Raw genomic sequence first — 15926 nt, 5'->3', positions numbered from 1 at the left:
TCCCTCTTCTATCTTTTACCTTCAGGTTTAATATACCCTTTTTCGTTCCTATGTTTTTTAGATTTTATCTTGAATATTTTATCAAGAATATTGATAAATGGAGAAAATATTTTTTCAAAAATCCATAAATCGTTTTCTGGGAAGTGTCTTCTTATTGAATAGAATAGAGTAACATTTGTAATCCATTTAACTTTTTTAGCAAATTTGAAGCAATTTAAACAATAATCTGTATCAGCATGTGAGCCAAAAGGTTTCTTCCATCCTCCTGAATTTATTGCAATATCTCTTTTAACAAGTAAAGCTGAACCGTTAACTCTATCTGGGATCTCGAAAATAGAAATATATTTTTTTTCTTTTAACATTTTTTTTAACCAATTTGAAATCCATATAAAAAATCTAACAGGTATTTTTAGAAATAGTATAGATGGGAGATTATTTATAATGAATGCAAAAGACTTTGAATACTTTGAAGGAAAAACTTTTTTTATTTTTGTTTCAAAAGGTTTATGTTTAAATACAAGTGTTATATCAAAACCTTCTTTTAATATTGGATCAAGCATATTTTGAAAAAAGTTTTCTGAAAAAATAGTGTCACCATCCATATGATATATTGTTTTTCCATGAGATTTAGAAACTCCAAAATTTCTCATCTCAGTTACTGTTAATTTCTTTCCCTCAGTATCAATTATATTTTTATAAACAGTGAAACCAGCTTCTTCTGCAATTTTATATGTATTATCTGTTGAACAATCGTCTATAAGAATAACTTCTGCTTTATAATCTGTCTTTTGATATTTTAAAGATTCTATAACATAAGGAAGATATTTTTCTTCATTATAAACAGGTATTATTATTGATATATCTGGTTCAAACATTTTGTCTGTTTTGATAATCTCCATTTAGTTAAGATTAACAAAAAAATAAAAATTTTCAAAATAAATAAAACTTGAAATTAAAAAACATTGTGTTTTTTTATTAACAAATAAAAGACTTATTTTATGATAATTTTTTATTGAAAATTAATTTTATAATTTTGGAGGAAATTTGATAAAATTTATTAAAAATAATTTTTTTAGAATTATTAAATTTGGGATTACTGGTGGTCTTGGGACTATAACAAATTTAGTTGTTTTTTACATTACAAACTATTTTTTAAAAATAAATCATTTAATTTGTTCTATAATAGCTTTTTCTATTGCTGTTACTCAAAATTATATAATTAATTCATTATGGACATTTTCATTAAAAAAAGAAAAATTGGAAAAAATAAATTTAAATGGTGATCAAAAAAGTTATAAAATAAATGAAGAAAAAAAATTAAGTTTTCAAAATTATTTCAAGTTTGTATTTGTGAGTTTAACAGGTTTGTTAATGAATCTTTTAATATTATTTATTCTTGTTGATATAATTAAATTTAGTTATAAAATTATAGCTCAAGCAGTGGGTATAATTGGAGGAATGATTCTAAATTATTTAGGTTCACACTTTATTGTATTTAAGATAGATAAAATGAAAAAATGATAGACAACAAATAAAAAAATATAGAAATAAAATAAAAAACAAAAAGCAAATGAGGTTATAATGAGAAAATTATTAATAGTTATTCCAACCTACAATGAAAAAGATAATGTAGTAAGTTTAGTTGAAAATATTGAAGAAATATTAACAAAACTCCACTTTGAAGGCAATAAAATATGGGATATTACTCATCTTCTTTTTGTTGATGATAATTCACCAGATGGAACTGCTACTATTATAGAAGATCTATCTTATGAATACCCCAAAGGTAAGATTAATATTATAAAAAGGTCAGGAAAATTGGGTTTAGGGACTGCTTATATTGAAGGTTTTAAGTGGGGAATTGAATCTTCATTTGATTATATTTGCCAGATGGATGCTGATTTTTCTCATAATCCTGTTTATATTAAAGATATGCTTGAAGCTACAAAAGAAGCTGATTTTATTATTGGTTCAAGATATATTAAAGGAGGGGATGTAAGAAATTGGGGATTTATAAGAAGGTTTGTTTCAAGAGGTGGTTCTCTTTATTCAAAAATAATATTGTGGATAAATATAAATGATTTTACTGGTGGTTTCAATTTGTGGAAAAAAGAAGTTTTATTATCAATTGATCTTGATAAGATAATTTCTAATGGTTATTCCTTTCAGATAGAGTTAAAATATAGAGCTTATAAAAAAGGTTTTAAGTATAAAGAGATCCCAATTGTTTTTGTTGATAGAACAAACGGAAAATCTAAAATGAGTAAAAAAATATTTTTAGAAGCCGTTGTTAATGTATGGAAATTGAGATTTATGAAATTTTATTAATTATTGAAAATAAAAAATAAATATAACCAAAATACTAAATGTAAAATATAAAATATTTAAAAGCTATCAAATTTATTATATATTATCTAAGTATTTTTTAAAAAGTCTTTTATACAGATCTATCTCTTCTTTATAAGTTATCTTTATATTTTCTGGGTTTCCTTTTAATATTTTTATATCTTTTCCATAATAAAAGAGTAATGAAGAATCATCCGTAAATATTTTTTTATCTCTTTTTGCTTTTTCATGTGCAAGCATTAACTCATTTTTTTTAAATTTCTGGGGGAGTTGAATATTCACAAGTTTTTCTCTTTCTAATATTCTGTTTATATATTTATTTGAAACATTATATGTTTGAGTTTGATTTTCTAAATTTACTCTATTCTCAAACTCCAAAACAGTAAATCTTACTTCATCCCCATATGTAATATTTTCAAAAGGGTCACTTATTATTTTTTCAAAATAATTACATGTTATAAAAGGTCTTGATGATTCATAAATTAATACTTTATCCTCATCTGCTATTTTTAGACCATTGTAAATTGATTCTTGCCTTATATCTCCACCATAACAGAATTTTAATCTTTTTTTTGATATATCTATCCTTAAAATAATTTTAATAAGTTTATCTAATATTTTTTTATTAATCTTTTTGTTAGAAAAATAGCTAAAAATATCCTCTTTTACATAAAAAAAGGTTTCAATATATTCAAAGTATTTTTTTTCAAACTCTTTATTTATAATAAAAATAATCTCTGAAATTTTATCAACAAGAAGTATTTTTAGGAGTGGATATATAAAAAGAGGTATGCCATAAACTTTATAAAATTGCTTAGGTATGCGAAAACCAAATCTTTTACCTATACCAGCCGTAGCATAGATTAGAGAATACATTCTGCCATTAATTTCTTTCATAATATACTAGGTGTATCTAGATTTTTTTATTAATTTTAAAAATTTGTTTTAATTATAAAAAAATTTTTTTTTATTATTTTTTGATTTAGTAAAATTTAATAGAAAAAAAAATATAATCAAATATATAATTATTTTAGAAGCTATTAATTAAGTATAATATGTTTCAAAAAATAATAGGAGAAACAAAAAATGAAAACTATTTTTGAGGATTATTTTATAAGATTTAGAAAATTTTCTATTAAAAAGGAAAAAATTCTTTTGGTCTTTATACTATTTTTGGGGATCTTATTGAGAGTTTATTCTATAGAGTATGGTTATGCTTCAAATCACTTTTCCAAAATAGATGAAGTAGATGCTATAGAATATGCTATGAATCTTTACTATTTTTCACATCAAAAGGTTCTATTTAGAAATCCTGGTCCATGGCAAAATTTAATAGCTTTTTTATTAATAAAAATATTTAATACAGTAAAAGCTTTAAACTATTTTATGATATTTGTGTATATTTTATCTTTCTTTCTGATAAGAAAACTATGTTTTATTCTTTTTGGAGATAATAAAGAAGATAATTTAGAAAAAAATAAAAATAATTTTAGTGAATTAGAAAAAGCGAAAATTATTTCTTTAATTTCTTTAATATTTTATTCATTTTCTCCATGGTGTGTTAAGTATACGAACTCTTACTGGAATCCTTATTTTGTAATACCTATTATTACTTGGTTTTTTATCGATTTTTATAAATGGTTTTATAAGGGAAATGAGAAATCAATATTTGGTATCATTCTTTCCTTAGCAATAATGCCATTTTTTCATATGATAGTTATTTATTGCATTGGTGCTTTTTTAATTTTTGTTGTTTTAAGATTGTTTAAACTTAAATATTTTTTAGAATCTTTAAGTTCAAATATTAAGTTAAAATTCAATCTTTATTATATTATTCTAGGGTTATTGATTGTTTTTGTTTTATATTTTCCAATGCTATACTTTGATTCTAAAAATGATTTTTTCCTTATTAAAAACTATTTTTTCTTTTTATTTAAAAATTCAGAAGCTATTAATTATTCTAGAATTCTTGATAGTATTGATATTGGTAAAAAAGGGTTTAAATATGTTTTCCACCCTGAAGTTTTTAAAATTTTTTCAAACCCTATAATAGTTATGACAAATGAGATATCAAGATTTACAGGGCATACTTTTAATGAATATAAATATTTTCTAAATAGATCATTTATATATTTTATTTTTGGATTTTTATTTATTATTCCCTCTTTTATTTTTGTTTTATTTTCTTATTATTATTTTATTAAAGATTTTATAAAAATTTGGAAGAGTAAAAATAACTTAAAGCAAAAAGATACTATTAATTCAAATAGTATAAATATTGCAATAAATGAAAAAGATAAAATAGATTCTATTACAGTAACAAAGTTTTTTATAGGTTTCTTTATTTTAACTAGTGGATTTTTGTTTTTTATTTCAGGCTTTCCTCATGAAGAAAGGTTTACTGTTATATGGTTTCCCCTGTTAATTATAATAAATTCTCTTTTCTTGTATGAAATAGTTTTTGAAGAGAAAATAAAATTTAATAAAATTAAGAATAATTTATCTATATTATTGAGCAAAAATAAACTTTTAGCATTTAATAATTTTACTAGTATAAATAAAAATAAAAATGAAGAAGAAAATAAAAATTCAGATATTAATTTAAAAGGAAAGATAAAATTTATTTTTATTTTTTTATTTTTATTTAATATTTTAGTAGGTATTTATATAAATTTTCAACATTATAGAACCGAAAGATATCCATCGGTAAACAAATTGGTTAGACTAATTCCTTCCCCAATATTTTATGAGAAAGTAAAGTATGCAATATTTAATCATTATTTTTACCAGATAGAAAAAACTTATAGAGAGGAAAATATTTTGAAATCAAAATTTTTTCTTTTACCTGTAAGATCAATAATTCCAGATGATTATATTTATTATTTTGACAAAATTCTTGTTAAGAGAATGTGGAAGCCATTTTCTATATACTATTTGTTAGTTTCAGAAAGGTTTGATAAATATATTAAAGAAGATAAAGAAATGAAAGATGAAAATATAACAGGTAAAATTTATTTTTTAAAAAATTATTTACTCAATCCAAAAATAAAATATTTTATTTCATCGGAATTTATTTTTCTTAATTGGAATAAAACTAGAGAAGATATAATAATTGATTTAATTGGAAGATATATAAATATTAACTCTAACCTTATAGTTAAAGAAAAGGAAGAAGCAAATTATATAATTTATTTTGTAAATAAAAAGTATTATAAAGACTATTATAAAAATTTTGAAAATTTTGATAAATTAATGGAATTTCCTGATTTTTATCTTTTAGCTTATAAGGCAAAATAAGCTTTTATAAAATTTTGATTAAATATTTAATTATTAGATTAAATCATTTATATTTTATTATAAATATAAATTATTATTTTTTAATTTTTTCTTTACCAAAGAAAATATAAAAAAGTAAAGTGGCTATTGTATAACATGTTGTAGTAAATAAAAACGAAGTTGTAAAACTATAGTTTTCAATGATATATCCACCAACAGAAGCAGAAATAGCCCATGATCCTGTCCACGCAAGCATTTTTAAAGCATTTATAACTGGTTGTTCATTTTCTTTAACATATTCCATTGTAAAATGATCTGAAACAGGGGTGTTCATGTTCATCAATGTTTGTCTTATTAAATAAGCAAAGACTACAATTGGTAAGAATTTTAAATATGCTAATACTAAAATAAATGGAATTGAGAATGCTTGTGTTAAAACTATAGTTTTAACTTTTCCAATTTTTGTTGCTATTAAAGGGCTTAATAACATTCCGAGGAATGTGCATAATTGCCCCATTGCAAAAAAAACACCAATTGTTGAATCATTAAGTTTCCATACATTTTTAAAATATAGGTTAATAAATGGAATTGTCATACCAGCACCAAGTCCAATTATAAAACCAGGTAAAATTAATTTTGCAAATTTAATATAATCTATGTTTTTAATATGAGTTAATATAGAAAACTCTCTTGTCTCTTCTTCTGTTGGGTTTTTAGGGATTATTTTTGAAAATGAAAATATTGAGAAAACTGAGAAAAAGGCACCAAAAATAATTGCAATTTTATAACCTATTACATCAGATTTTACAATAACAGAAATAAAATCTCTTGAAATACCACCTATAATGGAACCTATTATACCAGAAAAGTTTGCTAATGCAGCATTTAATCCAAAAACATACGATCTCTCTTCTGGAGTTGTGTTTCTCATTATGAAAGGAGAAGTTGCAACTTGATATGTTGTAGAAAATAATCCAACCATGAAAGATGCTGTAGAAATAATATAAATATTTGTAAATAGACCAAGCATAAAAAAGAATATTGAATTTAAAATTGAAGAATAAATAAGTATTGGTTTTATTCTATCTTTAAGAACTATAAGAGAAGCTGGAATTGCAATTATTATAGCAGCAACAGATCTTAAAGCTAAAATATTTCCTATAATGGTTTCATTGAATTTTAAAGATTTAAGATATAGATTAAACAATAACCATATTATATTTCCACCAACAGATAGGAAAAATGATCCAAGCATAAAAAGTTTAATATTTTTTGAAAAATAATTAAAATGATAATTATATTTTTTAAAAACTCTTACCATATAAGAAAAAATAATTAAGTAAACTTAATTGTCAAGTTAAATTTTGTTAATTTATATAAACAATCGTATTAAATTTAAAAATATATTGTTGAAAAAGTTTTTAGTTATACTAATTAATCATAGATATAAAAACTGGTAAATAATAAATTTAAAAAAACATTTTTATAATTTAAAAATTAATTGATTATTTTTTTAATTTATAGTTTTATTGTTTAAATTAATATTATTTATTGGAGGATATTATGGAAGGAATGATAAAATTAGATTTTTTCTCATTGGAAAATTTTAAAAATTTTATAAATATAGAAGTTTTACCACCACTTGATACAAATTGTTACTATTTTAACTTTGATGATAATATAATTGTTGTAGATCCCGCATGTAAAAGTGAAAAACTTTATAAGTATATTGAAAGTAGGAAAAATTATAAAAAATATATTATTTTAACTCATAATCACATTGACCATATAAATGGTGTAAATTATTTATTGGAAAATTTTAGTGACTTTAATGTAGTAATGCATGAAAATGATGCTCAAAAATATTATGATACTTATATAAATGGAGCTTCTTATTTAGGTATAGAATATGAAAATTTTGATATTTCAATAATACTAGATAAAAATTATTTTTACAAAGATGAACTTATATCTAAAATCTTAAAAAAATTTCCATTATTTAAGTTTTATAAGTTACCTGAAATAGAAGATCTAATTTTTTTTACAACTCCAGGACACACTGCAGGTTCTATAAGTTTTATTTATAAAAACTTACTTTTTACTGGGGATACTCTTTTTCAAAATGGTTGGGGTAGAACAGATCTTCCTTCTGGTGATGAATATAGAATAAAAGAATCAATACTTTTATATTATGAAATAAAAGAAAATTATTTATTAAAACTTGAGAACTTTTCATTTATTTTTAAAGATTTTATAGTACTACCAGGTCATGGAGATCATACAATATTAGATGATGAGAAGGATTTTTTAAAAGAGTATCTCAATCTCAATATTTAACATTTGAGATCTTATAAAAATTTTTTATAAATTTTTTGTTAAAAACAAAATTTTTTATTGACAAATAAAATATTTTAATAAAAATTCACTTAAATTTATATTGAGGGGAAGAACATTGACAGATTTCCAATTATCAATATTAATAGGTACTTCAATTTACATACTTGTAATGATTTTTATTGGTTTTTGGGCTGGCAGGTTAATAAAAACTCCAGCAGACTATATAATTGCTGGAAGAAAACTTTCTTTTCCTTTGTCGTTAGGAACTATTTTTGCAACATGGTTTGGAGCAGAAACAGTCTTAGGATCATCTTCTACTGCGAATCAGGAGGGAATTTTAGGTGTAATAGCTGATCCTTATGGAGCTGGTTTATGTCTTATTATATCAGGACTTTTTCTTGTTCCTGCTTTTTACAAATTTAATATTACAACGAATATAGATTATTTTGAAAAAAAATATAACAAACATGTTGGGTTTATAATGACACTTATATATTTACCACCTTACATTGGATGGATTGGTGCACAAATGTTAGCTTTTGGAACTATATTTTCTCATTTTACTGCTATTCCTATTAAAGTTGCTATTTTGCTAAGTGCTGCAATTGTAATTATTTATACTTATGCTGGAGGAATGCTTGCAGATGCAATTACAGATTTTGTACAGATGTTTTTTATTCTTGTAGGTATTATATTTTTATTTATATATATTTTAATAAATCATCAGCAAGAAATAGCTACAGTATCAAAAGAGATGTACTCTTTTTTCCCAAAGTCTAAAAATATTTATGACTGGCTAAACTATATAGAAGCTTGGATGATTGTTGGTCTTGGTTCACTTGGGGGTCAAGATCTTGTTGCAAGAATTCTTGCAGCTAAAAATGCTAAAATTGCAAGAAGATCTTCTATTTTAGCTGGTTTATTATATTGGGTTTTAGGTTCCTTGCCTGTACTTCTTGGTATTTGGGCTGCAAAGATATTACCTGAAAGTACAGATAATTCAGTTTTAGTTGCTCTTGCTATGAAATATTTGCCATATCCTTTATTGATAATTTTTCTTGGAGCTTTATTATCAGCTATTATGAGTACTGTTGATACTGCATTACTTGCTCCAGCTAGTTTGATAGGTGAAAATGTTTTTCCATATTTTAATAAAAATGCTTCAGACAAACAAAAACTCATATGGTGTAGAATATCTGTTGTTGTACTTGGACTTTTATCACTTATTATTGCTTTAAGATTTGAAAGTATTTATGAATTATGCCTTGAATCATGGACTTTTTTGCTAACTTCTTTTACTGCTCCTTTACTTTTTTCTTTATTTTGGAAGAAAACAACTTCATATGGTGTTGTAGTAGGTGCATTAGGTGGTGTTCTTGGTTGGGCAATTTTTAACTTTTTTATTCCTAATATTTCTGCTCCACTAGGGGGCTTTTTGATTAGTTGTTTATTTGTATTAGTTATAAGCTTACTAACAAAAGAAAAAACCCATATTGTTCCCGAAATAAACTAATTTAGTTTTAATAAATTTTTTTATTTTTATTTTTCAATTAAATTTTTTATATATTTATTTTTTTATAATTTTTTTAATTTCTATATTGCAAATTTTTTATTTTGTTCTGAATATTTATTATTTATTTTTAGTTTTTTAAATTATTTTCAAAATTTCAAAAAATATTTTTAATTTATTCACATTTTCTTCAAAACTTTTGATTAAATATTTAAATAGGAATAAAAAATCCTGTTGGAGGGAAGTATGAAAAATTTTTTTAAAACAAAAAAGATTTTTAAGGTTTTAATTTATTTAAGTTTAATTATTTCTGCTTTATTTTTATCATTTGGTTATGGTAAAAATCCTGTAGCTTTTAATCTTAAAGCTAATGATTACCAAAAAGTAGAAAAACAGATTTTAACTTATGCTAATAATTTGAAAAATTTTTACTCAGAATTAAAGTCAAAAGATATAGTATCAACTTATCAATATGATTATCTAATTAAAGAAATAGATAAAGCGATTGAAAAGATAAAGAAAACAAAAACAGTTTATTTACCATTTGGAAATATGGATGGAGAGATGAAAAAAAAATTGGTTTTAAGAAAATTTTTTAATAAAAATCAAATTACAAATCAATCCCAACAAGGACAAGGGGGACAACAACAAATAGGTCAACCACAATCAGGGCAATTTCAACAACAGAAGATTAAGGAAAATAAATATATGCAAAAAATGAGAGAAATTCTTAAATTCAAGGATTTTGAAAATTCTGTTACATCCATATATAATTCTTTTAATGAAATAATCGATAGTTTTATATCAATAGGACTTATTACAAAAATTCAAGGAGAAATTATAAAAGAGAATGAAAAATTAATTTTTGAAAAAATGAAAAATGAAAATCTAATTTCTCCATTTTATGGATTAAAATTTTTAATAAATATTTCTGGTATATATATTAAAGATTGAAGTAAATATAATTAATTTTCTAAAAATTTTTATTAAAATTTTTTATTAGTTATTTTAATTTATATTAATAATTCAATAAATTTAAAAGACCTACCACAAAAAAATGGTAGGTCTTTTTTTTTAAAGTGATTTTTTAAATTTGATTTAATGAAATAAATTTAATTTACTAAAATCAGTTTAAAAATGAAAAAATTGTATTATAATATAATTATAATAATAATATAAAAAAATTATTTTAATCTATTTTTGAACCATTAAATTCTTTAATAAATATTTTATTGATTTATTAATCATCTATTTTGGGAATTAAAATTTTGTAAAAGGAATTCAGATGATTAAAGTTTCTAAATTTCTAAAAAAAAGTTTTATTTTTATATTTATTCTTATTTTTTTAATTATATTTGGTTGTGATTTGCCAATCTTTAATTTTCCACCAATAGTTAAGATAGTTTTTCCAGAAGACCAATACTTAATTAGAAATAATAAACTTGAAGTTTCTATTTTACCTTATGGATTAAATGAAAATATTTTTAAAGTTAGATTATGGATTGAAGATACAGATATTGAGTATATATACTATAATCCTGGAAATAAAAAATTGTTAGTGAATATTGATTTATCTTCCTTACCATATGGGTTATACAATTTGTGTGCAGAAGCTTATAACTATAATAACCAAAAAAGTCAAATAGATAAAGTTAAGATAATTTATAATGAAATAATTAAAAATAGCAATTTTTTGATTTATACAGACAATTGGGGTTTATATGAAATTCCAAATCATTTAAATAATTATTTAAACAATAAAAATAATGGTGATTGGCTTTATGGTTGGAATTTTTATATTTGGGAATCTTTTGCTCTAGATAATAAACCTGAGATAATATTAGATGGAAATTCTATAAGATACAGATCTACTGTTAATGATGGGGATGGAAATGCAAAGTTTCAAGTTACTCAGTATTTAAATTACAAAGTTTCAAATAGAACAAAATTATATATAAAATTTAAGATAACTAATTTCAGCGGTGGTAACAATCCTACTGAAGCCCCAATAAAAATTGGATATAAGTTTAAAGAAAGCATCAGCGAACAAAGATGTATAGCTTCATATTCAAATTTAAGTGGTCCTATTAATCCTCCCTTTATAGTTAGTTCATTATCATATAATCTTATTTATGAATATTCTTTTTATTTATATCAAGCTCCAGACTTCGTACCAAATGGTATTTTAGAATATATATTTTTTTGGGTAAATGGGCACTTTTGGGATGCTACTATTTATGATTTTAGAATTTATGAAGAATAAACTAAAAATATTTTAACCTTTACTTTTATTTATAAATTTTTAGTTTTTTATTTTATTTATTTTCTAATTTTTACTTTAATATGTTTTTTATAAATAAGTCACAAAGGATTTTTCCAAGCTCTTCTTTTGTTTTATTTTCAATAAATATTTCTTGACCACTTTTGTCGATATAAAGAATTGAATTTATGTCCTGTTCAAAACCTAACCTATTTTTATATACTTTATTTATACATATAGCCTCTATATTTTTTTTCTCTAGTTTTTGATATCCATTTATTTTTTCATCTTCTGTTTCAGCAGCAAATCCAACTATTTTTATATCAGGGTAAGATCTTTTAATTTCATTTATAACATCAATATCTTTTTCAAGCTCGACAATTAATTTATCTCTATTTTCTCTTTTAATTTTATTTTTGCTAAATTTTTCTACCTTAAAATCAGATATAGCTGCTGTCATAATTATTAAATCAATTTTATTATTTTTTATTATTTCCAAAATAGCTTCCAACATCTCTTTGGAAGATTCAGTTTTTACAAGATTTGGGAGTTTGTCTATTGGAGAAAAAGTGTAAGTTGCAGCAATAGTATATGTTTGATAACCTTTATCAATAAAAGCTTTAGATATATAGTAACCCATTTTGCCAGATGATGGATTTGATATAAATCTAACAGGGTCGATATATGCCCTTGTAGCACCTAAAGTTACTAAAATATTATTTTTTTTTGAAAAATTTTCATTAATATTAATTTCTATTTTATTGCTAAAATCTTTATTTGTTTTTTCTAAGAAAAGAATATCGATTATTTTTTCTATTATTTTTTGATCTTCTGGAAATCTTCCTTTTCCAACTTTACCTGTTGCAAGTTTTCCATATTCAGGTTCTAATATAAAATTTTTTCTTTCCAATAATATTTTTATATTTTCTTGAGTAGCTGGATGGGAATACATATTATCATTCATTGAAGGAATTATTAATACTGGGCCTTTATATGCTAGATACATTGTAGAAAGCATATCATCTGCTATTCCATTTGCAAACTTTGCTATAATATTTGCAGTTGCAGGAGCTACTATAAATAGATCTGCAATTTCAGTTAAAGATATATGAGTAACATAACCTTCATCATCAAACATATCAATGATAACTTTATTCGCAGATAAAGTTTTAAGGGTAAGAGGAGTTATGAACTCCTTTGCATTTTTTGTCATGACAACATGTACAGATGCACCATTTCTTCTTAAAAAAGAAACTATATTTGCAGCTTTATATGCAGCTATACCTCCAGATATTCCAAAAATTATTTTTTTATCTTTTAGTATTTCTAAATTATTCATCTTAATATCTCCATATATTTTAAGTAAAATTAATATGTTGATTTTAATTAAAAATTAAAGTGTATTAAAGTGAGCTACTTTAAATTTTATTTTAATTATTAAAGTTTTACTCCCTTAAAAATTTTTTATCAAAAAATTGTTTTGTTAATTCTATAAAAACAGGTCTTCCGTGAGGACATGAAGTTGGGTAATTACTATTTTTAATTAGATTTAATAGATTATTTATATCTATAAGTGTTAATCTTTCAAATGCCTTTGGAGAGTTCTTGCATGCTATTTGAGCTAATATTTTGCTTTTAATAATTTCAAATAGATTTTGGTCTTGAGATTTACCATTGTTATTTTTTATATAATCACTATTTTCAAGAAAATCCTGTATATCGATAAGAATAGATGGAATATTAGCTGGTTCTATAATATCTGGAACTTCTATAAGTTGTAAAATATTTTTTGAAACTCTTTCAAATGAAAAACCAATTTTATTTAAAAATTCAATTTTATTAAACAAAATATTTGTCTTATCTTTAAAATTTTCAAGGTTATTTAATATATTTTCAGGAAGTTTAATATTTTCAGGGAAAAGTAACACTCTCCTTCTTATTTTTTTTTCTTTAAGCATTTTAAAATTACAAGCCTCATAAGCAGCATGAAAATCTATTAAATAAATTTTATTTTCCTTTTTGTTATTTGGATCTATTTTTTCAAATATTAAATATGTATCAAAAATAGATCCAATATACTTTCCAAAAAAATTATCATAAATAGTAAGATTTTCAAATTTAGTATTGTTGCTTAAATTTATTTCATCTAATGTAACTTCTGAATTCAAATTATTCTTATAATTTATACTTTGTAAATAAAAATCCGATTCTTCAATATCATGAACAATAGATGAAAAATATTCTGTTTTTATATTATCATCAACATATGTTTTATCAAAAGTTGATTCATCATAGTTTAAATAATTACATAATAATTGACCATCATCATCAGATTTAATAAAAGAATTAGTTATTTGTGAACCAATCTCTTTATTTATTAAATAAATCAGGATTTTCTCTATATTTTCACAAAATATTTTCTCATCTTTTATTTTAATTCTTGATTTTGTTGGGTCAACATTTTGGTCTATTAAGTTAGGACTTAGCTCAGTATAAAAGAAAAAATATGGGTAAAATCCTCTTGGAAGAAAGCTATAATAAAAACTTCTTATTTTTTTTTCAAGAAGATCAAAGTATACTGGTCTTTTATTAATAATGTTTACTATTGTTGATGAGTATTTTGAATAAAAATCTTTTGATGAAAAACATAGATATATTTTATTTATTTGAAATTTTTCTAAAAATTCATAAAGACTAGGAATTTTATCACTAAAATTATAATAATTTAGTTCTTCTTCTTTACCATCAATATATTTAAAATAATTTGTACTATAACTATTTTCTTCTTTTTTTATTTCAATCATATAAAGGTTGCTATAAATTAGTTCTCCATAAATCTCTTTTATTCTTTCAAAGAAATTATTTTTTGTATATGAAAATACATTTTTATTATTATTAAATAGATAAAAGTTTGTTTCATAACAAGAAAGAGCTTTTTTATTTATAATATCTTTTATTTTTTTGTAAATGATTGATTGAGGTGGTAGAAATTTTTTTCTTGCAGGTGTATTAAAAAAAAGATCGGATACCTCAACTTGTGTTCCAAGATTCATAGCTATTGGTGAAAAAGTTATCTTTTTTCCACCTTCAATTTGGATAAAATATCCAGAATCTTGATAATTAGTTTTTGATTTTATTATAAGTTTTGAGACATTTGATATAGCAAATAGAGCTTCCCCTCTAAAACCTAAAGTTTTTATTGCTAAAAGATCTTCTTCTTTTTCTATTTTAGAAGTTGAATGATTTAAATAAACAAGTGGTAAGTCATCTTTATCGATACCTATCCCATCATCGATTATTATTATCTTTTCTATTCCGCTTTTATAAAGATAAATTTTTATGTTCTTTGCAAGAGCATCGTAAGAGTTATCTATAAGTTCTCTAATTATAGAAGAATGATCTTCAACAATTTCACCTGCTCTTATTTTAGTCCACATTTTTTCAGGTAATATTTTTACTCTATTCATTTTTCTATTTAATTTTTAATTTAATTTTATATTTTTATTTGTAAAAAGTTTACCATTTAATAAAATTATTTCAAAATTTAATTATATTAAAAAAGTATAAATTATTTTATAAAAATATTTGAATTTTTTTATCTTTTAAGTTAAAATGTTAATAAATTAAAAATTGTTTATAATTGAAAATGAATGTGGATTAAAAAATATGCTTAGTAAAAGTTTATTATCAAATCTTTTTTATAATTTTAATAATTTTTTAATTTTCAATCTATATGTAAATTTAATATTCGTTTTAATATTTATTTTATTTGCTCTAAAATATTATAAAGGTTTTAAAAATTATTTAAATATTTTTATTTTAATTATAATTAATTATTCAATAATTTTTTTTTATAACCATTTTATCTATTATAAATTTTTTGTTAACAATAAAGTTCTGTTTTTTAGTTTAATAGCAATTAATTCTATTTTTTTATTTATAATTTTTAGTTTTATTTATAAAAGCTTAAAAATAGAGCAAAAGTATTATAAATATTTCATAACAATTTTTATTCTTCTTATTTTTTTAATTTTACTATTATTGATTGTTTATTTATCTAAATTTTTTATTTTATCATTAAATTTTTCTTTAATTTTTATTTATGTATATTTTTTATTTCTTATTAATAGTTTATCAGGTCATATATTTTTTGTTTATGGCAAAAGAATTAAAAATAATAATTTTAAAATTTATGCT

General features: G+C 22.1%; 12 protein-coding genes. 7 read left to right on the top strand and 5 right to left on the bottom strand.

The window, feature by feature from the left end; all coding sequences use genetic code 11:
- Positions 1–8: 8 nt before the first annotated feature.
- Positions 9–899: a glycosyltransferase family 2 protein gene (locus N3A58_06165; protein MCX8058981.1), complete on the bottom strand. Its 891-nt coding sequence runs from the start codon at positions 897–899 to the stop codon at positions 9–11.
- Positions 900–1044: 145 nt separating this feature from the next.
- Between N3A58_06165 and N3A58_06160 the strand changes: the two genes are divergently transcribed.
- Complete coding sequence (locus tag N3A58_06160) at positions 1045–1521, top strand: GtrA family protein (protein ID MCX8058980.1); 477 nt, start codon at positions 1045–1047, stop codon at positions 1519–1521.
- A gap of 60 nt (positions 1522–1581) precedes the next feature.
- Positions 1582–2328, top strand: a complete 747-nt coding sequence (locus N3A58_06155) for a polyprenol monophosphomannose synthase (GenBank protein MCX8058979.1) — start codon at positions 1582–1584, stop codon at positions 2326–2328.
- A gap of 75 nt (positions 2329–2403) precedes the next feature.
- Here the strand turns inward: N3A58_06155 and N3A58_06150 are convergent, their stop codons facing one another.
- Positions 2404–3243 (bottom strand): 2-C-methyl-D-erythritol 4-phosphate cytidylyltransferase, encoded by an 840-nt coding sequence (locus N3A58_06150; protein MCX8058978.1) that lies wholly within the window; start codon positions 3241–3243, stop codon positions 2404–2406.
- Between the two features lie 189 nt (positions 3244–3432).
- Here N3A58_06150 and N3A58_06145 point away from each other — a divergent pair, with 189 nt between their 5' ends.
- Entirely contained in the window at positions 3433–5643 is a 2211-nt protein-coding gene (locus N3A58_06145; GenBank protein ID MCX8058977.1) for a hypothetical protein, read from the top strand.
- Between the two features lie 73 nt (positions 5644–5716).
- On the opposite strand, the gene N3A58_06140 is transcribed toward N3A58_06145, so the two are convergent.
- Positions 5717–6943, bottom strand: a complete 1227-nt coding sequence (locus N3A58_06140) for an MFS transporter (GenBank protein ID MCX8058976.1) — start codon at positions 6941–6943, stop codon at positions 5717–5719.
- Between the two features lie 242 nt (positions 6944–7185).
- Between N3A58_06140 and N3A58_06135 the strand changes: the two genes are divergently transcribed.
- The 4 genes from N3A58_06135 (at position 7186) to N3A58_06120 (ending at position 11732) form a co-directional block, all read left to right on the top strand.
- The gene (locus N3A58_06135) at positions 7186–7959 is read left to right on the top strand and encodes an MBL fold metallo-hydrolase (protein MCX8058975.1); all 774 of its coding nucleotides are present in this window, start codon (positions 7186–7188) and stop codon (positions 7957–7959) included.
- A gap of 115 nt (positions 7960–8074) precedes the next feature.
- A complete protein-coding gene (locus N3A58_06130) occupies positions 8075–9472 on the top strand; it encodes a sodium:solute symporter family protein (protein MCX8058974.1) in 1398 nt (465 codons plus the stop codon).
- Positions 9473–9715: 243 nt separating this feature from the next.
- The gene (locus N3A58_06125; protein ID MCX8058973.1) at positions 9716–10423 is read left to right on the top strand and encodes a hypothetical protein; all 708 of its coding nucleotides are present in this window, start codon (positions 9716–9718) and stop codon (positions 10421–10423) included.
- A 331-nt stretch (positions 10424–10754) separates the two neighbouring features.
- Positions 10755–11732: a hypothetical protein gene (locus N3A58_06120; protein ID MCX8058972.1), complete on the top strand. Its 978-nt coding sequence runs from the start codon at positions 10755–10757 to the stop codon at positions 11730–11732.
- A 70-nt stretch (positions 11733–11802) separates the two neighbouring features.
- On the opposite strand, the gene coaBC is transcribed toward N3A58_06120, so the two are convergent.
- A complete protein-coding gene (gene coaBC, locus N3A58_06115; GenBank protein MCX8058971.1) occupies positions 11803–13068 on the bottom strand; it encodes a bifunctional phosphopantothenoylcysteine decarboxylase/phosphopantothenate--cysteine ligase CoaBC in 1266 nt (421 codons plus the stop codon).
- Between the two features lie 106 nt (positions 13069–13174).
- On the bottom strand, positions 13175–15196 hold the full coding sequence (gene mutL / locus N3A58_06110) for a DNA mismatch repair endonuclease MutL (protein MCX8058970.1): 2022 nt from the start codon (positions 15194–15196) through the stop codon (positions 13175–13177).
- Between the last annotated feature and the right edge of the window lie 730 nt (positions 15197–15926).

The organism is Spirochaetota bacterium, from assembly GCA_026415295.1.
In the GTDB taxonomy this organism is placed as follows: domain Bacteria; phylum Spirochaetota; class JAAYUW01; order JAAYUW01; family JAOAHJ01; genus JAOAHJ01.
The sequence above is the reverse complement of the archived record's forward strand: the minus strand, read 5'-3'. Positions and strand labels throughout refer to the sequence as shown.